18 protein-coding genes and 2 tRNA genes are annotated in these 21,291 nt (G+C 68.5%); 17 read left to right on the top strand and 3 right to left on the bottom strand.

Features of this window, described 5'->3' with window-relative positions:
• Positions 1-133: 133 nt before the first annotated feature.
• The 15 genes from serA to AC3ANP_RS16360 all read left to right on the top strand — a co-directional run bounded on the left by serA (position 134) and on the right by AC3ANP_RS16360 (position 16,152).
• On the top strand, positions 134-1,729 hold the full coding sequence (serA, locus tag AC3ANP_RS16430) for a phosphoglycerate dehydrogenase (RefSeq protein WP_488331187.1): 1,596 nt from the start codon (positions 134-136) through the stop codon (positions 1,727-1,729).
• Positions 1,730-1,930: 201 nt separating this feature from the next.
• Positions 1,931-4,720, top strand: a complete 2,790-nt coding sequence (locus AC3ANP_RS16425) for an FtsX-like permease family protein (RefSeq protein ID WP_488331186.1) — start codon at positions 1,931-1,933, stop codon at positions 4,718-4,720.
• On the top strand, positions 4,717-5,481 hold the full coding sequence (locus AC3ANP_RS16420) for an ABC transporter ATP-binding protein (protein ID WP_488331185.1): 765 nt from the start codon (positions 4,717-4,719) through the stop codon (positions 5,479-5,481). The genes AC3ANP_RS16425 and AC3ANP_RS16420 overlap by 4 nt, the downstream gene beginning before the upstream one ends.
• A 62-nt stretch (positions 5,482-5,543) precedes the next feature.
• Complete coding sequence (gene metG, locus AC3ANP_RS16415) at positions 5,544-7,103, top strand: methionine--tRNA ligase (protein WP_488331184.1); 1,560 nt, start codon at positions 5,544-5,546, stop codon at positions 7,101-7,103.
• 476 nt (positions 7,104-7,579) lie between these two features.
• Entirely contained in the window at positions 7,580-8,209 is a 630-nt protein-coding gene (locus AC3ANP_RS16410) for a hypothetical protein (protein ID WP_488331183.1), read from the top strand.
• A 77-nt stretch (positions 8,210-8,286) separates the two neighbouring features.
• Positions 8,287-9,018, top strand: coding sequence for a class F sortase (locus tag AC3ANP_RS16405; RefSeq protein WP_488331182.1), 732 nt, complete (start codon positions 8,287-8,289; stop codon positions 9,016-9,018).
• 66 nt (positions 9,019-9,084) lie between these two features.
• Positions 9,085-10,137, top strand: a complete 1,053-nt coding sequence (locus AC3ANP_RS16400) for a 3-isopropylmalate dehydrogenase (RefSeq protein ID WP_488331181.1) — start codon at positions 9,085-9,087, stop codon at positions 10,135-10,137.
• 120 nt (positions 10,138-10,257) lie between these two features.
• The gene (locus AC3ANP_RS16395) at positions 10,258-11,370 is read left to right on the top strand and encodes a branched-chain amino acid aminotransferase (RefSeq protein ID WP_488331180.1); all 1,113 of its coding nucleotides are present in this window, start codon (positions 10,258-10,260) and stop codon (positions 11,368-11,370) included.
• A gap of 33 nt (positions 11,371-11,403) precedes the next feature.
• Entirely contained in the window at positions 11,404-12,192 is a 789-nt protein-coding gene (locus AC3ANP_RS16390) for an MBL fold metallo-hydrolase (protein ID WP_488331179.1), read from the top strand.
• 42 nt (positions 12,193-12,234) lie between these two features.
• Positions 12,235-13,011, top strand: a complete 777-nt coding sequence (locus AC3ANP_RS16385; RefSeq protein WP_488331178.1) for a fumarylacetoacetate hydrolase family protein — start codon at positions 12,235-12,237, stop codon at positions 13,009-13,011.
• Between the two features lie 18 nt (positions 13,012-13,029).
• Entirely contained in the window at positions 13,030-13,239 is a 210-nt protein-coding gene (locus AC3ANP_RS16380) for a hypothetical protein (RefSeq protein ID WP_488331177.1), read from the top strand.
• A gap of 35 nt (positions 13,240-13,274) precedes the next feature.
• Positions 13,275-14,825, top strand: coding sequence for a glutamate--tRNA ligase (gene gltX / locus AC3ANP_RS16375; protein WP_488331176.1), 1,551 nt, complete (start codon positions 13,275-13,277; stop codon positions 14,823-14,825).
• Entirely contained in the window at positions 14,822-15,559 is a 738-nt protein-coding gene (locus AC3ANP_RS16370) for an HAD family hydrolase (protein ID WP_488331175.1), read from the top strand. Before gltX ends, AC3ANP_RS16370 begins: the two co-directional genes overlap by 4 nt.
• Positions 15,560-15,879: 320 nt before the next feature.
• Positions 15,880-15,951 (top strand) — tRNA-Gln (locus AC3ANP_RS16365).
• A 128-nt stretch (positions 15,952-16,079) separates the two neighbouring features.
• Positions 16,080-16,152: transfer RNA gene (locus AC3ANP_RS16360), tRNA-Glu, on the top strand.
• A gap of 70 nt (positions 16,153-16,222) precedes the next feature.
• Here AC3ANP_RS16360 and AC3ANP_RS16355 read toward each other — a convergent pair.
• Positions 16,223-16,366 (bottom strand): hypothetical protein, encoded by a 144-nt coding sequence (locus AC3ANP_RS16355; protein ID WP_488331174.1) that lies wholly within the window; start codon positions 16,364-16,366, stop codon positions 16,223-16,225.
• A gap of 87 nt (positions 16,367-16,453) precedes the next feature.
• Here AC3ANP_RS16355 and AC3ANP_RS16350 point away from each other — a divergent pair, with 87 nt between their 5' ends.
• Positions 16,454-18,307 (top strand): dynamin family protein, encoded by a 1,854-nt coding sequence (locus tag AC3ANP_RS16350; protein ID WP_488331173.1) that lies wholly within the window; start codon positions 16,454-16,456, stop codon positions 18,305-18,307.
• A complete protein-coding gene (locus tag AC3ANP_RS16345) occupies positions 18,304-19,917 on the top strand; it encodes a GTPase (protein ID WP_488331172.1) in 1,614 nt (537 codons plus the stop codon). Before AC3ANP_RS16350 ends, AC3ANP_RS16345 begins: the two co-directional genes overlap by 4 nt.
• Before the next feature lie 23 nt (positions 19,918-19,940).
• On the opposite strand, the gene AC3ANP_RS16340 is transcribed toward AC3ANP_RS16345, so the two are convergent.
• Both AC3ANP_RS16340 and AC3ANP_RS16335 read right to left on the bottom strand, forming a co-directional pair.
• Positions 19,941-20,480, bottom strand: a complete 540-nt coding sequence (locus AC3ANP_RS16340) for a DUF1697 domain-containing protein (protein WP_488331171.1) — start codon at positions 20,478-20,480, stop codon at positions 19,941-19,943.
• 65 nt (positions 20,481-20,545) lie between these two features.
• A complete protein-coding gene (locus tag AC3ANP_RS16335; RefSeq protein WP_488331170.1) occupies positions 20,546-21,265 on the bottom strand; it encodes an IclR family transcriptional regulator in 720 nt (239 codons plus the stop codon).
• Positions 21,266-21,291: the final 26 nt, after the last annotated feature.

The raw sequence follows: 21,291 nt of genomic DNA, 5'->3' as shown, positions 1-21,291 counted from the left end.
TGTTCGGCGACGAAGCCGGGTTCCTTCGGTATAGGGGGAGCCCGGCTTTTCGCGGCAACGCTGGTTTCACCAAAATTCCCACGCACGTTTCACCAAAATCCCCACCTGAACAAGAGAGCTAAAGAGGTCACCGGTGACAAGCACCAAACCTGTCGTACTCCTCGCTGAGGAACTTTCGCCCGCCACAGTCGAGGCCCTTGGCCCGGACTTTGAAATCCGCCAGACCGACGGTGCCGACCGTTCCCTGCTGCTCTCCGCGATCGCCGACGTCGACGCGATCCTGATCCGCTCCGCCACCCAGGTGGACGCCGAGGCGATCGCAGCCGCGAAGAACCTCAAGGTGATCGCCCGCGCCGGTGTGGGACTGGACAACGTGGACATCAAGGCAGCCACGCGGGCCGGTGTCATGGTGGTCAACGCCCCGACGTCGAACATCGTCTCCGCCGCGGAACTGACCGTCGGCCATATCCTCAGCCTCGCCCGGCACATCCCGCAGGCCTCCGCCGCGCTCAAGGACGGCGAATGGAAGCGCTCCAAGTACACCGGCACCGAGCTGTTCGAAAAGAAGATCGGCATCATCGGCCTGGGCCGGATCGGCGCCCTCGTCGCGGCCCGGCTGAAGGGCTTCGACACCAAGATCCTGGCTTATGACCCCTACGTCACGTCCGCCCGCGCCGCGCAGCTCGGCGTGCAGCTGGTGACCCTCGACGAGCTCCTGGCCCAGGCGGATTTCATTACCATCCACATGCCCAAGACGCCCGAGACGGTCGGCATGCTCGGCGCCGACGCGTTCAAAAAGATGAAGAGCACCGCCTACGTCGTCAACGTTGCCCGCGGCGGACTGGTCGATGAGGAAGCCCTCTACGCCGCCCTCGAGGCCGGCGAGATCGCCGGTGCCGGCGTCGACGTCTTCGTCAAGGAACCCAGCACCGACCTGCCGTTCTTCAAACTCGACAACGTCGTGGTGACTCCGCACCTGGGTGCCTCCACGGACGAGGCGCAGGAAAAGGCCGGCGTCTCTGTCGCGAAGTCCGTCCGGCAGGCCCTCGCCGGCGAACTGGTGCCCGACGCCGTGAACGTCGCCGGCGGCGTGATCGCCCCGGACGTGCGCCCCGGCATCGCGCTGGTCGAGAAGCTGGGCCGGATCTTCACCGCCATGACCCACGCCTCGCTCACCCAGTTCGACGTCGAAGTCGCTGGCGAAATCTCCTCGCTGGACGTCAAGGTCCTGGAACTGGCCGCGCTCAAGGGCGTCTTCGCCGACGTCGTGACCGAGCAGGTCTCCTACGTCAACGCGCCGGTGATCGCCGAACAGCGCGGCATCAACGTCCGCCTGATCACCACCCCGGACACCGAGTCCTACCGCAATGTCCTGACGCTGCGCGGGGCACTGAGCGACGGGGCCCAGATTTCCGTGGCGGGCACGCTGACCGGGCCCAAGCAGGTCCAGAAACTCGTGGGCATCAACGGCTTCGAATTGGAAATCCCGATCAGCGAGCACCTCGTGGTGGTCTCCTATTCCGACCGGCCCGGCGTGATCGGCACGATCGGCCACATCCTGGGTATGAACAACATCAACATCGGCGGCATGCAGGTGGCGCGGCAGACCGAGAGCGGCGAGGTCCTGGCCCTCCTCACCGTTGACAGCTCCGTCCCGCAGCAGGTGCTGGACGCGATCAAGGCCGGAATCGGGGCCGACATGGTCCGCGAGGTCGACCTGGCGGACTGAGGTCCCGTGGGCGCGCCCGCGGCGGCACCACGCCGCGGGCGGCCACCAACGCGCGGCCGGTCTGGGTACAATGACTAGGTCCGAATTATCGGAGCTGGCCGGCAGACCGGCCTTTAATTTTGCACGCCCGGCCGGGGACGCCTTTCTTTCCGCGTGGACTGAATAGCGGTGTGCGCACGCAATCCAGCTTTCAGGAGCCTAATGAACGCCGTCCAGAGGTTCATCAGAAGCAGAGTGCTTTTGGTGACCGCGTCCATCTTGATCGTCGCCATGTGCCTGTCTGTCCTGGTCCAGGGCCGCTCGCAGGCAGCGCTGAACCGGACCGTGGACCAGAACTCCCGCGGGCTCTACGACGTCCTGGTGCAGGCCAAGGCCGACGGCAACGGCGTCCTGATGCAGCCCGAAATCGCCTCGGGCCAGGGCGGCATCAGCTTCGAACAGCTCGACGCCATCCGCAAGCTCGCCGGCACCTCCGTGGCGGCGCCGATCAGCCTGGTCTCCCGGGTCTCGCAGAACCTCGAAGCCCCGCGGCTGGACGCCACCGACTACCTCGGCTACAACGCCGGCCTGGCCGGCACCGCAGGGGACCCGACCGCGACGAATCCGTCCAAGTGGCCCGCCGCCGAATCCGTCCTCAGCGACACCGCCAAGAAATACCGCCTGACGGCCAGCGCCGTGAGCTCCGACGGCGCCTCCGAGCAAACCCTCTTCAAGACCACCGCCGAAGGCTCCCTCGGCAAGGCCAAACTCGTCGAGGAGCAGGTGGCCGGCGGCAAGAACGTCCGGATCGCCGGACCGGCCGGGGAAACCGGCATCAAGTTCCCGGCCCCCGCCGGCGGGTCCGAGCACAACCTGTTCAACCTCTCCGTCTCGCTGCCCACCGCGCCCCAGGTCACCGAGTCCGTGGTCGCCGTCGACCCCGTCTCGGAACGCGCGCTGCTCGGCGGTGCGGGCGACTTCCTGGCTCCGCTGGAGAAAGCACCCCCGGCCGACGCCCGCAACGCCAACGCGGTCGGCAAACACTTCGAAAGCCTCTTCACCAGCGGCATCAGCATGGACCAGCTCAAGGAAGGCCCCGACTTCCTCGGCGTCAAGCTTAAGTACTGGGCGCCGCTGATGACCCAGTACCAGCAGGCCAAGCGGGCCGGCCAGCTGACCGCCGACTCGCAGGCGATCCCGCTGATCGTCCGCTCGGGCACCTCCCTGGACCTGAAGTACTCGGTCAAGATCGAGGAAATCGACGACGCCGGCAACGTCACCAAGGACGTCGGCACCGTCTCACGCTCACTAGACAAGGATTACCTGCCGTTCGTTTCCAAGTCGCCGTTCGCCCTCGCCTGGCCCGGGTCCAAAGACTTCACTTCCCTGATGGGGGACACCGGCAGTTTCGGCCAGGGTCTGTACAACCCCGCGACCTGGAGCACCGACTTTGCCGCCGCGCCCAAGTACGCGGACGGTAAGTCCGCGGGCAACGGCGCCGTCGACAAGTCGGCGCTGCCCGGCGACTGGGTCACCGTCAACCGGCTGCCGGAGAAGGGCGTCAACGGTGCCCCCGTCGACCAGACCCAACGCACTCCGGTGGATGAGCGCGCCTACCGGGAGAACCTCGCGACCGGCAAGAAACCAGCCACCCCGCTGGCCATGGTGTACGGCACCTTCGACCCGGCCAAGGTCGAGGAGGCGGCCGGCGACGTCAACCGCCTCCCGCTGGGCGGCTACGATCCCACCCCGTTCACCCTGACCAAGGACGCCGCCGGCAAGGACGTCGAGCAGACCGTGCTCAAGCCCGGCCTTAGCGGCACCGGCCTGGTCAGCCAGTCGGCCGGCGCGATCACCGACTACTACGGCCTGGCCGCCGCCCGCGGCTACGAGACCAACGCTTCCGTCATTGACGCCGTGCGCGTCCGCGCCAACGTTCCCGGCAGCTGGAAGCAGGCGCAGCCGGAGGTCGAGAAGCTGGCCAACGAGATCCGCGACATGGGCTTGGAAGCCACCGTCGTGGCCGGTTCCGCCCGCGAGGACGCCAGCATCTTTGTGCCCGGCTACTCCAAGGACGACGCCGGCAAGGAATCGCCGCTGGGGACCGTGCAGCAGTCGTGGGTCCGGCAGAACGCCGCCGACGCGGTGTCCGGCTCGCTGACCGGCACCAACCTGACCCTGCTGTTCCTCACCCTGTGCGGTGCGGCGCTGCTCACCGGCGCCGCCACCGTCAGCTACGTCCGCAAGCGCCGCCGCGAGGCCGGCACGCTGCGGGCCATGGGCTGGACGCAGCGGAAGATCCGCTCCTGGGTGCTGGCCGAGTTCGGCGTCGGGGCCGGCCTGCTGGCCGTGGCCGGGCTGGCGCTGAGCCTGCTCAGCTGGAACCCCGCCACCGCGATCGTGTCCGCCGCCGTGCTGGTCCTGTACTGCGGTGCTGCGTACTTCGCGGCCCAGCAGTTGCGCCACCGCGAAATCATCGACCAGGAACCGCAGCACGACGAGCGGCTCATCCCGGTCGACTCGCCGCTGACGTTCGCCAGCCGGCAGCTGAGCACCAACAAGTTCAACACCGGCTCCCTGGCCGTGGCGGTTGGCGTCTTCGGCGCGGCCGTCGGCGGCCTGGCCGCGCTGCTGATCGACATCCCGCGCGCTGCCGGCGCCAGCGCCCTCAGCGGCCTGGCCGCCGCCAGCATCGCACTGCCGAGCCTGATCCTGGCCCTGTCCGGGGTCGCCGTCGGCCTGCTCCTGACCATGGTCACGGGCCGGTTCGAACTCGGCGCCAAACGCGAATACCTGGGCACGCTGCGGGCCATGGGCTGGAACCCGGACATGCTGGGCCAGGTCCGCTTCTTCGAAAATGCCATGGTGGGGACCATCGCACTGCCGCTGGGCGTCCTTGGCGCCCTCGGCATCGGCCTGCTCCTCGCCCCTTACGCCGCACTCTGGGCCGGGCTCGCCGGACTCGTCGCGGTACTTTGCTGGATTCCGATTGCAACGAAAGTGGTCCAATGACTAACGAGCTGAACCTGACCAGGGCGGCCCGGAACCGGATGCCGGAGAGCACCGGAACCGGCCACAAGACCCGCGCCAACACGATCGTGAAGGCAACGGACCACGCCACGCCGCTGGAACTGAGCAACATCACCATCCACTACGGCGGCGGCAAGGGCGGTGCGGATGCCGTGCACGTGGTCGATGACTTCAACATGACCCTGCACGCCGGCGAAATGCACTGCGTGGCCGGCCGCTCCGGCTCCGGCAAGACCAGCATCCTCACGGTCGGCGCCGGCCTCACCCTGCCGACCTCGGGCCGGGTGTTCTGGGAAGGCGACTCGCTCGAAACCATGGGCGACGACGAAATCGCGGACCGCCGTCGGGCGCTGATCGGCTACGTGGACCAGGGCGGTGCCCTGATCGACGGAATGAGCGCGCTGGAAAACGTGCTGCTGCCGGCAGTGCCCGACGGCGAAGTCGAACAGCGCCGCGACATGGCCAAGGACCTGCTGGACCTGGTGGGCCTGGGCCGGCGGATGCGCCACCGTCCCGCCCAGCTCTCCGGCGGCGAACGCCAGCGCGTCGCCATCGCCCGTGCGCTGATCCTCGGCACCCGGGTGCTGGTGGTGGACGAGCCCACCGCCAGCCTGGACCGCACCTCGGCCAACCGGATCATCAGCATCCTCAAGGACACGACGTCGGACGGCATCGCCGTGCTGGTCGCCTCGCACGACCACGAACTTGTCCGCCAGAGCGATACCCTGACCGAGCTGATCTAGCTCCCGGGCAGCCTCCCCGTTCCACCGGCCTGCACCGCTTCAGAAAAAGGTAAATTCAAAGAGTGTCGTCTTCAGCGAAAACCCCGTTCTACATCACCACGGCCATCACGTACCCCAACGGCGTGCCGCACATCGGGCATGCCTACGAGTACATCGCCACCGACGCGATGGCCCGGTTCAAGCGGCTGGACGGCTACGACGTCTACTTCCTGACCGGCACCGATGAACACGGCATGAAGGTTGCGCAGACGGCGGAGAAGGAGGGCATCACGCCCAAGGAGTTGGTGGACCGCAACGCCGAGGTCTACAAGGCCACCCACGCGGCCCTGGGCATCTCCTATGACCGGTTCATCCGCACCACCGACGCCGACCACTACGCCGCCTCGCAGGCCATCTGGCAGAAGATGGAAGCCAACGGCGACATCTACCTGTCCAAGTACGAGGGCTGGTATTCGGTGCGTGACGAGGCCTACTACGTCGAGGACGAGACCGTGGTGAAGGACGACGGCGTCCGCTACTCGCGCGAAACGGACACCGAGGTGACCTGGACCGCCGAGGAAAGCTACTTCTTCAGGCTCTCCGCCTACCAGGACAAGCTGCTGGCGATGTACGAGGCACATCCGGAATTCGGTGCCCCGCAGTACCGCTTCAACGAGGTCATCAGCTTCGTCCGGGGCGGGCTCGAGGACCTCTCGATCAGCCGCACCAGCTTCGATTGGGGCGTGCCGGTGCCCGGCAACGACCAGCACGTGATGTACGTCTGGGTGGATGCGCTGACCAACTACCTGACCGGCGTCGGCTACCCGGACGTGGAGTCCGCGTCCTTCAAGAAGTTTTGGCCTGCGGACGTCCACATCATCGGCAAGGACATCTCGCGCTTCCACGCCATTTACTGGCCCGCCTTCCTGATGAGCGCCGGCCTGGAGCTGCCCAAACGGGTCATGATCCACGGCTTCCTGCAGAACAACGGCGTCAAGATGTCCAAGTCGCTCGGCAACGTGGTGGCTCCCGCCGACTTCGTGGCCCAGTACGGCCTGGACCAGGTCCGGTTCTTCCTGCTGCGCGAAGTGCCCTTCGGTGCGGACGGCAACTACAGCCACGACGCGATCGTGGGCCGGATGAACTCGGACCTGGCGAACAACTTCGGCAACCTCGCCCAGCGCTCCCTGTCCATGGTGGCCAAGAACTGCGACGGCAAGGTCCCGACCCCGGCCGGCTTCAGCGCCGAGGACGCCGCGCTGCTCGGCCAGGCCAAGGGCCTGCTGGAGATCGCCCGCGCCGCGTTCGAGAAGCAGGAGTTCAACCGGGCGCTCGAAGCGATCTGGACCGTGCTGGGCGACACCAACGCCTACTTCGCGGAACAGGCCCCCTGGGTGCTGCGCAAGACCGACGTCGAACGGATGAACACGGTTCTCTACGTCACGCTGGAGGTGCTCCGCACGGTCGCCATCCTGGTCCAGCCGGTGATGCCGACAGCCGCGTCCGCCATCCTCGACAGCCTGGGCCAGCCGGCAGGGGAGGCCCGCGATTTTGCGGCCCTGGGCACGCCGATCGAGGCCGGAACGGCGCTGCCCGCTCCGGCACCGGTGTTCCCGAAGTACGAAGAACCCGCCGACGCCTAACCACCGACGCTCCCGCACCAACGCTCCCGCACCAACGCTCAGGTGCGGGAGCGCGGTCGTTAACCGTGCCCCGCGGCACCGCGGGCCAAGTAGCCACTCCTGAAGAACGGGTATTTTCGCTCCTGAAATCGGGCAGCCACCACTCGGGACGAGGACTGTTACCCGCGCTAGCCTGGCACCGTTAGCGGACTGACCAATCTGCTGGGGAGTAACTGTCATCACTCGTTTCGCTTCCCTACGGCTAGCGCAGTGCGCTTGGGCCCTAAAGACCGTTACTCCACGCGGCTACGTCAGGTCGGAAAACGACTCTCGATGGAGCGATCAAAATGAGACGAACTATCGCGACGGTGGGAATTTTAGGCCTCGCCCTGCTGGGAACCGCAGGAACAGCAAGCGCATCGCCGCCGAGCAGCGGTGCTGAAGTGCACGAGGGCGGCTCAGTTGCCGCTACCTCGCCGTACACTCCGACCGTTCCGGTGACGCAGCCGGACAATTCGAATAAGCCCGAGACTCCGGAGGTTCCGGTGACGCAGCCGGGCACCGGGGGCGAGCCGGACCATGGGCCTGGGTGGGGCAACGGCGGGAACGGCAGCCCGGGCGATCACGGTAACTACGGCGACCAGGGCAACCATGGCGACAAGGGTGACCACGGCGACCAGGGCAACCATGGCGACAAGGGTAACCATGGCGACCAGGGTAACCATGGCGACCACGGCGACAAGGGCGACCATGGCAACTACGGTGACCACGGCGACAAGGGCGAGCACGGCGACAAGGGTGACCACGGCGACAAGGGGGACTGTGGGTGTCCCGAAAAGCCGCCGGTTGAGAAGCCTGTGACGCCGCCGGTTGAGAAGCCTGTGACGCCGCCGGTTGAGAAGCCGGTGACGCCGCCGGTCGAGCAGCCGGTGACGCCGCCTGTCGGCGCCGCCATCGCATCGCCGACGCCGACGGTCAATGCCGGCTTCAACGTGCAGACGGCGGCGGCTGGGAATGCAAGTGCAGGTCTTCCACTGTGGTTGTCTCTTCTGACCGGGCTTTTTACGGTCGGTGCCGCAGCAGTGCTCCTGCACGGCGTGGGCAGGGCAAAAAACGCTGACAGCTAGAGATCGCTGCGGGCCGGCCGCCCAAGGTGGCCGGCCCGCAGCACCTTGCTCAACCTAGGACCTTCTTAGGAGCATCCGTGGAAACTTCCCGTCGGGACAGGCAGCCGGTCGTGTCCACCCGGCAGGGACTGCTTCTGGCCCGGCGCGACAAGCTCCTGCTGCTGGCCTGCACCGTGGGACTCCTGGTCGCTTGGTTCTTCTACGCGGCTTTTGGCGCAGGTGGCGCCACAGACCCCGCGACAGTACCGGCGCCCGCCCCAACGGCAACGCCAGCAGCACCCGCCGCAACGGCAACGCCAGCAACGCCCGGGACGGCAACGCCAACGCAATTGCCTCCAAAAGCGCCGGTCGTGCAGGGCCCCGCTGCAGCGGTACCGCAGCGCATCGTGTACCCGGCGGCGGGAATGGATGTCGTGGTGCACCCGCTGCAGCCAAGCCAGGGCGAAGCCGCCACGCGCAGCATCGTGCCTCCCGAGACGATGGACGGCTACTGGTTGGCGCCGTTCGGTATCCCCGGCACGGGGTCAACCAATACCACGTACGTCGTGGGCCACAGCTGGGAAGGTGCTGATGCCCCCTTCAACCACCTCAGCACCAGGGCCGCGCCCGGTGACGAACTGACGGTCCAAACGGAAAACGGCACGGTAAAGTACACCGTCGATTCCGTCACCACCTATGAGAAGTCAACCTTGAAAGACAGCCCCATCTGGGCCGTGGTGCCGAACAGGCTCGTGCTGATTTCCTGCTACACGGGCGACCTGTGGGGCAAGAACGTAGCCGTCGTCGCATCGCCGGCCACGGCACCCTAGAAACGTGGTGTCCGCATGCTGAGACATGTTGCCCAGCATGCGGATGCTTTGGCTAGGCTAAAAACCATGAGCGCATCCACGATTGACCTGGCCGTAATCCCGGGCGACGGCATTGGTCCCGAGGTCATCGCCGAAGCCCTGAAGGTCCTCGAAAAGGCCGCCGCGGCCGAGGGCATCGTGCTGCAGCAGACGCACTATGAGCTGGGCGCCGCGCACTGGCTGGCGACCGGGGAGACCCTGCCCGAGCACACCCTCGCCGATCTCCGCGGCCGGGACGCGATCCTCTTCGGCGCGGTCGGGGCCGCGCCCGGCGATACGCGCATCCCCTCCGGCATCATCGAACGTGAGCTGCTGCTCAAGCTCCGCTTCAGCCTGGACCACTACGTCAATCTGCGGCCCGCCCGACTCTACCCCGGCGTCGGCAGCCCGCTCGCAAACCCCGGCGAGATCGACTTCATCGTGGTCCGTGAGGGTACCGAAGGACCCTACGTCGGCAATGGCGGCAACCTGCGCGCCGGCACACCGCACGAGGTGGCCACCGAGGTGTCGCTGAACACCGCCCACGGCGTCGAACGCGTGGTCCGTGACGCCTTCCGCCGCGCGAATGAACGCCCGCGCAAGAAGCTGACCCTGGTCCACAAGCACAACGTCCTGGTCTACGCCGGACACCTCTGGAAGCGGACCGTCGAGGCCGTCGCCCAGGAGTTCCCCGAGGTCAGCCACGACTATCTGCACGTCGACGCAGCAACGATCTTCGTGGTGACCGACCCCGCCCGCTTTGACGTGATCGTCACCGACAACCTCTTCGGCGACATCCTCACTGACCTTGCCGCCGCCGTCACCGGCGGTATCGGCCTCGCCGCGTCGGGCAACATCAACATGGACCGCACCGCGCCGTCCATGTTCGAACCGGTCCACGGCTCCGCTCCGGACATCGCCGGCCAGCAGAAGGCCGACCCCAGCGCGGCGATTCTGTCCGCAGCGCTGCTGCTGGACCACCTGGGCCACGCCGCGGCCGCCCGGAAGATCGAAGCCGCTGTAGCTGCCGACGTCGAAGGCCGGAACGGCAGCGTCCGCAGCACCGCCGCCATCGGCGACGCGATCGCGGCCGCTCTCTAGCTGCCGGATCCGCCAGCCCGGCGGACGCGGCGCGGGCGTAAGCTTGTGTCGAATCACCAACATGCTGCCATGGACCGCCGGTTTCCGCGTCCACCTCAGGCAGCCGACTGTGGAGGAACCATGACCCAGACTGCCCACGGCGTCGAATTCACCCAGCGGCTCTCGGATGCACCCAAGTCCGCCCAAGAGCGAGCTGACATCCTGGCGAACCCGGGATTCGGTGACTACTTCACCGACCACACCGCCGTCATCGACTACAGCGTCGACGGCGAGGGCAAGGGCGGCTGGCACGATGCGCGGATTGAACCCTACGGTCCCATTGCCCTGGACCCCTCCGCCGCGGTGCTCCATTACGGCCAGGAGATCTTCGAAGGGCTCAAGGCCTACCGGCACGCCGACGGTTCCGTCTGGACGTTCCGGCCCGAAGCCAACGCGGCCCGCCTGAACAAATCCGCCCGGCGGCTCGCCCTGCCTGAACTTCCGGAGGAGTACTTCCTCACCGCCATCCGCGAACTGGTGTCCGTGGACCGCGAATGGGTCCCCGCCGGCGACGGCGAGGCCCTGTACCTGCGTCCCTTCATGATCGCCACCGAGGCGTTCCTGGGCGTCCGGGCCGCCCGGGAGGTGTCTTTCCGCGTCATCGCCTCGCCGGCCGGCAACTACTTCGGCGGCGAGCTGAAGCCGATCTCGATCTGGATCTCGCGCGAATACGCCCGTGCCGGCCGCGGCGGCACCGGCGCCGCGAAATGCGGCGGCAACTACGCGGCGTCGCTGATTGCCCAGCAGGAGGCCGAAGCCCACGGCTGCAAGCAGGTCCTGTTCCTGGACCCGTTCAACGACAACGCCGTCGAGGAGCTCGGCGGCATGAACGTCTTCTTCGTCATGAAGGACGGCTCACTGGCCACCCCGGCGCTGTCCGGCACCATCCTCGAAGGGGTCACCCGCTCCTCCGTGATGCAGGTGGCGCGGGACATGGGCCGTGAGGTGCGCGAACGCACGGTCACCCTGGACGAATGGCGCGACGGCGTCGCTTCCGGCGAGATCGCCGAGGTCTTCGCGTGCGGTACCGCCGCGGTCATCACCCCGATCGGCGTCCTTAAGGACGAGACCGAATTCATCGGCTCCGAAGACGCCAAGGCAGGGGAGACCACCATGGCGATCCGCGAACAGCTGCTCGGCATCCAGACGGGCACTGTCGAAGACAAGCACGGCTGGCTGACCCGTCTCGCCTAGGCTGTCCCAGCCCGTCGATGGCAAGATGGAAGGGTGATCCCCGATGATGCCCGCGCCCTGGTCCGCAGCACCGAGCTGACACGCTTCCGCCTGGCCCCCAACCCGGGCCCCATGAGCCTGCACGGCACCAACTCCTACCTGCTCGCCGCCCCGGACTCCGCCAGTGTCGTGGTGGTGGACCCGGGGCCGCTCGATGAAGAGCACCTGCAGGAATTAGCCCGGTATGGCGACGTGGAGCTGATCCTGATCACGCACCGGCATGCGGACCACACCGCCGCCGCCGGCCGCTTCGCCGAACTCACCGGCGCCCCGGTCCGCGCGCTGGACCCGGCGCACTGCCACGGCGGGGAGCCGCTCCGGGACGGCGAGGAGCTGCAGGCGGCCGGTGTCCGGATCCGTGTGCTGGCGACGCCGGGCCACACCTCGGACTCGGTCTGTTTTCTGCTGCCGGAGGACGGGCCGCGCGGCTCGGTCCTCACCGGCGACACCATCCTGGGCGTCGGGACCACGGTGCTGGACTACCCCGACGGGACACTGGCGGACTATCTCGACTCGCTGGACCGGTTGGAGCGGCTCGGTGCGGCCACGGTCCTACCGGCGCACGGGCCCATGCTGCCGGCGCTGGACAGGATCGTGCGCGCCTACCGCGACCACCGGCAGGACCGCCTCGCGCAGATCCGCACCGCGCTCGAAGGCCTGGGCGGGGACGCCGGGGTGCAGGACGTGGCGGACGCGGTCTATGCCGCCGTCGACCCGTCGGTCCGCCCGGCTGCCGAGCTGTCCGTCGCGGCGCAGCTGGACTACCTGCGCTCTGCACGCTGAGCCGTCCGAAGGCGCGCCACCCGAGACGGTACGCTTGGGACCATGCGTATCGCCCGGTTTGTAGTCGATTCTGATCCCATGTACGGCATTGTTGAGGGCCAGCCCGGCAGTGAGGAAATCACTGTCATCAATGGCGACCCCTTCTTCCACGGAGTGGAGCGGACGGCCGTCAAGCACCAGCTGGACGACGTGCGCCTCCTCGCGCCGATCATTCCGCGCAGCAAGGTCATCGGCGTGGGCCGCAACTTCGTGGAGCACGCCCACGAACTTGGCAACGAGGTGCCCGCCCAGCCGCTGCTCTTCCTCAAGCCCAACACCTCGGTGGTGGGGCCCAACGATCCGATCGTCCTCCCGGAGTTCTCCGAGGAAGTCTCCTTCGAAGCCGAGCTGTGCGTGGTGATCGGCCGGATCTGCAAGGACGTTCCGGAAGAGCGGGTCGACGACGTCGTCTTCGGCTACACCTGCGGCAACGACCTCACCGCCCGGGACGTGCAAAAGACCGACCTGCAGTGGGCCCGCGCCAAAGGCTTCGACACCTCCGCGCCGCTGGGCCCCTGGATCGAGACCGAACTGGACACCGAGGACCTTCAGATCCAGGGCCGGCTCAACGGTGAACTCCGCCAGGACGGCAACACGAACCAGATGATCCGAGGCGTCCGCGAGCTCGTCTCCATCGTCTCGCGGGCCTTTACCCTGCTGCCCGGCGACGTGATCATGACCGGCACCCCGGCCGGCGTGGGTCTCGTCCAGGCCGGCGACCGCTACGAGGTGGAGATCGAGGGCATCGGCCGGCTCTCCAACCCGGTGGTCCGCCGCTAAGGGTTCCGGGCCCAGACAATGAACAACGGCTGGTGGCGTGGTCCCCGGCAGGGTTCCCGACGTAGCCGGTCGTTCCTACTCTTTGCCCTGGGTTCGATCGGCACGTTTGCGATGGCGGCGCGCGCCGTCCGATGGCTGGCCGGTCCGGATTGGCTGGCCCTGGCGTTCCTCGGGGCCGGCCTCGCCTTGGCTGCGTACTACCTCGCGCGGGCGGTGGTCCGCCGCTAAGCCAACGCCGGGCGCGCGGTAAAGTTGGTACCACTATGACTACTCCCACCGCGCCCGACGCCGTCTCCAGCACCGCCACCACGGAACTGACCCGTGAAGTATCCCGCGAAGTGACCGAGCAAACGCCGGTCCGGGTCCGCTTCTGCCCGTCCCCGACCGGAACCCCGCACGTTGGACTGATCCGCACCGCGCTCTTCAACTGGGCCCACGCCAAGCACACCAAGGGCACTTTCGTGTTCCGGATCGAGGACACCGACGCGGCGCGTGACTCGGAGGAGAGCTACCAGCAGCTGTTGGAGGCGCTCAAGTGGCTCGGCATCACGTGGGAGGAAGGCGTCGAGGTGGGCGGCCCGCATGAGCCGTACCGGCAGTCGCAGCGGCTGGACCTCTACAAGGACGTGGTCGCCAAGCTCCTTGCCGCAGGCTACGCCTACGAGTGCTACTCCTCGCCGGAAGAGGTCGAGGCCCGCCACCGGGCTGCCGGCCGCGACCCCAAGCTGGGCTACGACAACTTCGACCGGAACCTTTCGGCGGAGCAGGTCGCCGCGTTCGAGGCCGAGGGCCGCAAGCCCGTGCTGCGGGTGCGGATGCCGGATACGGACGTCACCTTCACCGACATGGTCCGCGGCGACATCACGTTCAAGGCCGGCAGCATCCCCGACTACGTGATTGTCCGCGCCGACGGTTCACCGCTCTACACCCTGGTCAACCCGGTGGACGACGCCCTGATGGGCATCACGCACGTGCTGCGCGGCGAGGACCTGCTCTCCTCAACCCCCCGCCAGGTGGTGCTGTTCCGCGCCCTGATGGACATTGGCGTGGCCAGCTACCTGCCGGAGTTCGGCCACCTGCCGTACGTGATGGGCGAGGGCAACAAAAAGCTCTCCAAGCGCGACCCGGAGTCCAACCTGTTCCTGCTCCGGGACCGTGGCTTCATCCCCGAGGGCCTGCTGAACTACCTGTCCCTGCTGGGCTGGAGCCTCTCCGCCGACGAGGACATCTTCACGGTGGACCAGCTGATCGAGAACTTCGATGTCCACGACGTGCTGGCCAACCCGGCCCGCTTCGACATCAAAAAGGCCGAGGCCATCAACGGCACGCATATCCGCATGCTCGACCCCGAAGATTTCCGGGGCCGCCTGGTTCCGTACCTGCAGGCAGCCGGCCTGGTGGGGGAGAGCCTCACCGGCCGCGACGAAGAAATCCTCGCCGAGGCGGCACCGCTGATCCAGGAGCGCATCTCGCTGCTCGGCGAAGCCCCGGAGATGCTCGCCTTCCTGTTCAAGGACGACGACGCGATCGACGTCGCTGCCGACGCCCGCAAGGGCCTGCCGGAAAACCTCACCGAGGTGCTCGACGTCGCCCTGGCCGCCCTTGAACCGGTGAGCGAGTGGACCGCGGAGAACATCCAGGCCGCGCTGAAGGAGGCGCTGGTGGAAGGCCTCGGCGTCAAGCCCCGGCTCGCATTCGGCCCGGTCCGCACCGCTGTCTCCGGCCGGCGGATTTCCCCGCCGCTGTTCGAATCCATGGTGATCCTGGGCAAGGATTCTTCCCTGGCACGCCTGCGCGCCTTCCGCGGCGAATGAGCAGCGGAGCCGGCCCCAGCACCGGGGTTCTCGCCGCCGGATTCGACGGGATCCGCGGGGTCCTGTTCGATATCGACGACACCCTGGTGGATCTGGAGTTCGCGATGACGACCGCGCTGCGCGGCGTCAGCGAACATCTGCTGCCGCAGCTCGCCGAGGATGACTGGGAGAAGTTCGGCCGGATCTTCACCCGGGAAACCACGCACTTTTATGACCGCTACCTCTCCGGCGAGCTGACCTTCAACGAACAACGGCTGTTGCGCGGCCGGGCTGCGCTGGGACACTTCGGCGTCGAGCTCGACGACGGCGACGCGGCCCACCACTGGGTGAGCTCCTACGCCAGCCTGCAGCACACCTACATCCGTGCCTTCGACGACGTCGTCCCGTTGCTGGATGCGCTGGACGACGCCGGAATCCCGTACGGGGCGGTCAGCAACAACGTGCACGACTACCAGCGGGTGAAGCTGGATTCCGCCGGCCTCGAACGGATCGGTGTCCTTGTCGGGACCGACACCGTCGGCGTGCCCAAGCCGGACCCGGCGATCTACCTCGAAGGGGTGCGCCGGCTCGGCACCGGCGCCGGCGACACGCTCTACGTGGGGGATAACCGCCTCCTCGACGCTGAAGGCTCGACGGCGGCCGGCCTGCGGGGCGTGTGGCTGAACCGAAGCGGCGACCCGGCGCCGGGATTTGTCGGCCGCGAGGTTGCCTCGCTGCTGGAGTTGCTGGCCTGACCCAGGCCGCGCCCCGGCGTGATGCAGCCAACCGTGATGCAGCCAACACTGCGAAATCGCCGCTGCTTTCCTCGCGGCCAACGCGGAAAGGATGCCGCTCACGGGTGGCCGGGCGTAGGCGGACGGCCGCTCTTGCCCGGAATAGCAGGGTTTCGGCGCGGTCGCCCCGCCGGAAGCCCTCGAAGGGTGGGGGGCGAGCGCCGGAGCCGCGGCAGCCGGTTCCCGATTTGTGCGCAGCAAAAGTCTCCGGTAAAGTAATTACTCGTGCTGAGGCGCTGGGAGCGCGGGTTTGAACCCGCAGAACCGGCCCGAAAGTTCATTGGGATATGGTGTAATTGGCAACACAACGGTTTCTGGTACCGTCATTCTAGGTTCGAGTCCTGGTATCCCAGCTCTGAAAAGCCGCGGTTTTCCGCGGGGATTCAGCCGTTCCGAAGCGGTCCGCCGATTTGGAACACGAGTTCAGTCTGTGAAATACTTTCTGAGCTTGAACGGCAGAAGTGCCGTTTGGAAAGTACGCGGCCCCATCGTATAGCGGCCTAGTACGCTGCCCTCTCACGGCGGTAACGCGGGTTCGAATCCCGCTGGGGTCACGAACGTCCCCCGGCAACCACGGTTTCCGGGGGACTTTTTGTTTGCCCGGGCAGCCTGCCCGACGTCCAGCTACCGGTTCTTTCCCTTGAGGATCAGCAGCAGGTTGTGGCCCACTGTGGCCTCTTCCCGGACGTCTGAGTCCATGAGCGCGACCGCATAGGCGTGGATGTCGGCGAGCTTGTCGCCCGTCCGAGGGCTAAGTTCTGTTGTCACCGAAAAACTTTGACAGGCTCACCTTGACGCAAGCTGTGAGGCCGCCGAAAGCAAGGTGAGGCGCCCTCGAACTGGCATGATGATGCTGTGAGCACCGAGGAAAGTGCCGGCCCCGCCGACCAGCAGCAGCCCGCCGAACGCCCGGGAGCCGCCGTCGCGCTGCTCGAAGCGGTGCGGGACGACCTTCGCGCCGTGTCGCTGCCGCTGGAACTGCCCGGCGCCGAATCTGCCCGGACCGACATCCGGCAGGCGCTGGCCCAGTTGGACGATTACATCCTGCCCCGTTACCGCAGCCTGGACGCGCCGCTGCTCGCCGTCGTCGGCGGTTCCACCGGCGCGGGCAAGTCCACGCTGGTCAACGGGCTCGTGGGGCACGCAGTGACCCGGGCCGGGGCGATCCGCCCCACCACCCGGCAGCCCGTCCTGCTGCACCATCCGGCCGACGCCGCCTGGTTTGAAGACCAGCGGGTGCTGCCGAGCCTGAGCCGGATCCGCGGTACGGTGGCAACGCCCCCGCTGCCCGCCCGGCAGCCGGCGTCGGCCGCCCACCCGGGAGCCGAGCCCGGAGCCGTCACGTCCCTGGTCCTGGCCGCCGACCCCGCCGTGCCGCAGGGCATTGCGCTGCTGGATGCCCCCGACGTCGATTCCATTTCCGATCACAACCGCAGGCTGGCCGGGCAACTGCTGGCCGCCGCCGACCTGTGGATCTTTGTCACCACGGCGAACCGCTACGCCGACGCCGTCCCCTGGCGGCTGCTGGTGGACGCCGCCGGCCGCGACATCACGGTGGCGGTGGTGCTGGACCGGGTCCCGCCGGCGGCCGAGGACGAAGTTGTCGCGGACCTCCGGTCGATGCTGGCCAGGGAAGGCCTGGGCTCCGCGAGGGTTTTCGTCATTCCGGAGCTCGCGCTGGGCGGGCAGGGGATGCTGCCGGCAGCCGCCGTGGCCCCGCTGCGGGCATGGCTGAACGACCTGGCCGCCGACGCCGCCGGCCGGGCCGCCATAGCCCGCCGCACCCTCAACGGCACGGTCAGGGCCCTGGGCGGCCGGGTGGAGGCGGTCGCGGCTGCGGTGGCCGCCCAGCAGCACGCGGGCGAGCTGCTGGCTGCGGACGTCACCGACGCCTACCGGGAGGCCGCTGTGAGGATTTTGGACGCCACCCGCGACGGCGCCCTGCTCCGCGGCGAGGTGCTGGCCCGCTGGCAGGACTTTGTGGGCACCGGGGAGTTCTTCCGGGCCATGGAACAAAACATCGGCAGGCTGCGGGACCGGCTGGGGGCGTTCTTCCGCGGTGAACCGACGCCGGCCGTCCGGGTGGAGACCGCGATCGAGACCGGGCTGCAGGCCGTCATCCTGGATGAAGCGGCAAATGCGGCCGAGCAAGCAGACCAGCACTGGCGCTCCGACCCGGCCGGCCGGCAACTGCTCGGCACCGATGACCTGTCCGGCGTCGGCGAGGGCTTCGCTGATGCCGCCGCGGCCGAGATCCGGGCCTGGCAGGGCGCCCTGATGGAACTCATCCGGACCGAGGGCCAGGACAAACGCAGCCAGGCCCGCTGGCTGTCCTTCGGCATCAACGGTCTCGGGGCCGCCCTGATGATCGTGGTCTTCTCGATGACCGCCGGCCTCACCGGCCTGGAGATCGGGGTCGCCGGCGGGACCGCCGTCGTCGGCCAGCGGGTGCTTGAGGCCGTCTTCGGCGAGGACGCGGTGCGCCGGCTGGCCAAGACGGCGCGGGAGGACCTGCAGGCCCGCTGCGAACGGTTGCTGGCCTCGGAACGGCAGCGTTTCCTGGACCGGCTGGACCGGCTGGACCGCGTGAACGGGCCGGACGGGTCGAACGGCGCGGCCGGGCCGGGCGGGCCGAACGGGCCCGGGACGGCACCGGCTGACCTCACCGGCCGGGCCGCGGCCCTGGGCCGGCTGGCGGCGTCAGCGTGAACCGCCACGGCGCCACCGCGGAAAGCTCCCAGCTGCAGCGCCGGCTGGAGGCCCTGTACGACGCCCGGGAGCTGGCTGAGGGCGTGCTGCCCGACGACGCCCTGACCGAGGTGCTCGAGGTGCTGGAACGCGCCAGCTCGCGCCGGTCGCTCTCCGCGGACCACACCGTTGTGGGCTTTTTCGGCGCGACGGGCAGCGGGAAATCGTCCCTCTTCAACGCGGTCAGCGGCGCCGAGATCGCGACGGCGGCCGCACGCCGCCCGACGACGTCGGAACCGCTCGCCGGTGTGTGGGGCGCCGACGGCAGCGAAGCGCTGCTGGACTGGCTGGACGTGAGCAACCGGCACCACGCCCTACCGGTTCCGGGCTTCGCGGACGAGAGTACCGGACTGATCCTGCTGGATCTGCCCGACTTCGACTCAACCAGGCTGGAAAACCGCGAGATCGTGCAGCGGCTGGTGGGGCTGGTGGATGTGCTGGTGTGGGTGCTGGACCCGCAGAAGTATGCCGACGCCGCGGTGCACAACGACTTCCTGGCCCCGCTCGCCTCGCACGCAGCCGTCACCCTGGTGGTGCTTAACCAGGTGGACCGGCTGCCGGAGCGCGATATCGGGCCGGTGCTGGAGTCACTGAAGGCCATCCTGGCCCGCGACGGCCTCGGCGCCGTGCAGGTCCTGGGTGCTTCGGCGGTGGCTGGCACCGGTGTGGACAAGGTCCGGGCTGCGTTCCGGCAGGTTGCCACCCGCCGTCGTGCGCTCTCCCAGCGGCTGGCAGCCGACGTCGACCGGGCCACCGAGCGGCTGCAGGCCGCCTCCGGGCCAGGGAAAGCCGCCGGAGTCCGGGCCGGAACGAAGGACCGGCTGGCCGCGGAGCTGGCCGCGGCAGCGAATGTCCCGCTGGTGGTGGATGCCGTGCGGCGCTCCTATCGGCAGGAAGCCAGCCGGCGGACCGGCTGGCCGGTGACCCGCTGGCTGGTCAGGTTCCGTCCCGATCCGCTGCGGCGGCTCAACTTGCGCTGGGCAGGGGAGCGGCCCGAGCTGAACCGGACCTCGCTGCCGCCCGCGGGCGCGCCGGAGCGGGCCCGGACCGACGCCGCGGTGCGGGAGTTTGCCGACGCCGCGTCCGACGGCGCTCCCGGGCCCTGGCGCGCGGCCATCCGGGGCGCCGCCCGCGAGGGACGGGACAGGCTGCCCGACGCCCTGGACCAGGCGATTGCCGGCACCGACCTCAAGGCAGGACGGGGATCCTGGTGGTGGACGGCGTTCAATGTGCTCCAATGGCTGGGCCTGCTCCTTGCCCTCGGCGGCCTGGCCTGGCTTGGCGTGCTGGCTGCCCTGGGCTACTTCCAGTTGCCGGTGCCCGAGGCGCCCTGGGTGGAGGGCTGGCCGGTCCCTACCGTGCTGGTGGCGGGCGGGGCGCTGCTGGGCGTGGTGCTGGCCCTGGCGGCGAAGTTCATCGCAGCTGCCGCAGCCCGGTCCCGTGCCGCGGCCGCCCGGAAGCGGCTGCGGGCGGCGGTGGCCGTCGTCGCGGAGGACCTGGTGGTCGAGCCGGTGGAACTCGAAGTCAGCAGGCTGGCATCCTTCAACGCCGCGCTGCAGGCGGCGCGCTGACACGCAGCCAGGGCCCGCCGTCGTCAGCCCAGCTGCGCCGCGGCGTCCCGGACCTTGATCATGGTCCGCAGGTTCCGGGTGGTGGTAGCGGCCTTGTAGCGCGCCTTGGCGGAGAGCTTGCTGAACGGGCTCTCCAGGGTGCCGCCGGCGGGAGCCAGCCAGGCCATGGCTTCGGGGCCAAGCCGGGTCAGTTCCACCCCGCCCAGGGCGGCGCCGCCGTCGTACAGTTCGGTCAGGACCGCGGGGTCGGAGGACAGCGTCACGTAGCTGTGGGTGGCGGCGTCATCGGCGGGATAGGGGCAGGCGTCCACCAGGGCTGCCACCCGGTCGTCGGTCAGTACCACCACCCAGGCGTCATAGCCGAACGCCTCCCGCAGGCAGGACTCGAACTCGGATTTCACTTCGGCGGCCGGCAGTTCGCTGGTCAGCACCACGTTGCCGCTGGCGAGCAGGGTTTTCACGTTCGAAAAGGGACGCGACGTCAGCGCCTCCTTGAGCGCGGCCATCTTGATGTTGATGCCGCCGAGGTTGATCCCGCGCAGGAAGACCGCATAGCAGTTCATGCGCACAGCCTAACCGTGCCCTGCCCTGGTGCCGTGCGCCGCAACGCCGGACCGGTGCGACGGGTTTAGTCGTTGGTCTTGCGCAACGCCTCGGTCAGCGTCCGTGCGGCGTTGCACACCACCTCGGCGTGCAACCGCCCGGGCTGGCGGGTGAGCCGTTCGATCGGGCCGGAAATCGAGACCGCGGCGATCACCCGGCCGGACGGGCCGCGGACCGGCGCCGAAACCGAGGCGACCCCCGGCTCGCGTTCGCCCAGGCTCTGGGCCCAGCCGCGGCGTCGTACACCGGCCAGGACGGTGGGTGTGAAGCGGGCCGACTGGAGGCCCTCCAGCAGGCGGTCGTGGTCCTCCCAGGCCAGCAGCACCTGCGCTGCCGAGCCGGCCTTCATGGACAGCTGGGTGCCGACCGGGATGGTGTCGCGGAGGCCGATGGGCCGTTCGGCGGAGGCCACGCAGACCCGCCATTCGCCCTGCCGGCGGAAGATCTGTGCGCTCTCGCCGGTGGCGTCGCGCAGCTGCATCAGCACCGGCCCGGCGGAGGCGATCAACCGGTCCTCACCCGCGGCGGAGGCCAGCTCCACCAGGCGGCTGCCCAGCACAAAGCGGCCCTGGATGTCGCGGCTCACCAGGCGGTGGTGGACCAGTGCCAGGGCCAGGCGGTGGACCGTGGGCCGGGCCAGGCCGGTAGCAGCCACCAGCTGGGCCAGCGTGGTGGGCCCAGCCTCGAGCGCGTCGAGTACGTGCGCCGCTTTATCGATGACGCCGACGCCACTAGAATTGTCCATGTAATGATATTGCCGTCTCAGTATCT

The sequence above is a fragment of the Arthrobacter sp. JB02-1C genome (genome assembly GCF_057748045.1).
Note: the sequence above shows the minus strand (reverse complement) of the source record. Positions and strands in the feature narration are given on the sequence as shown.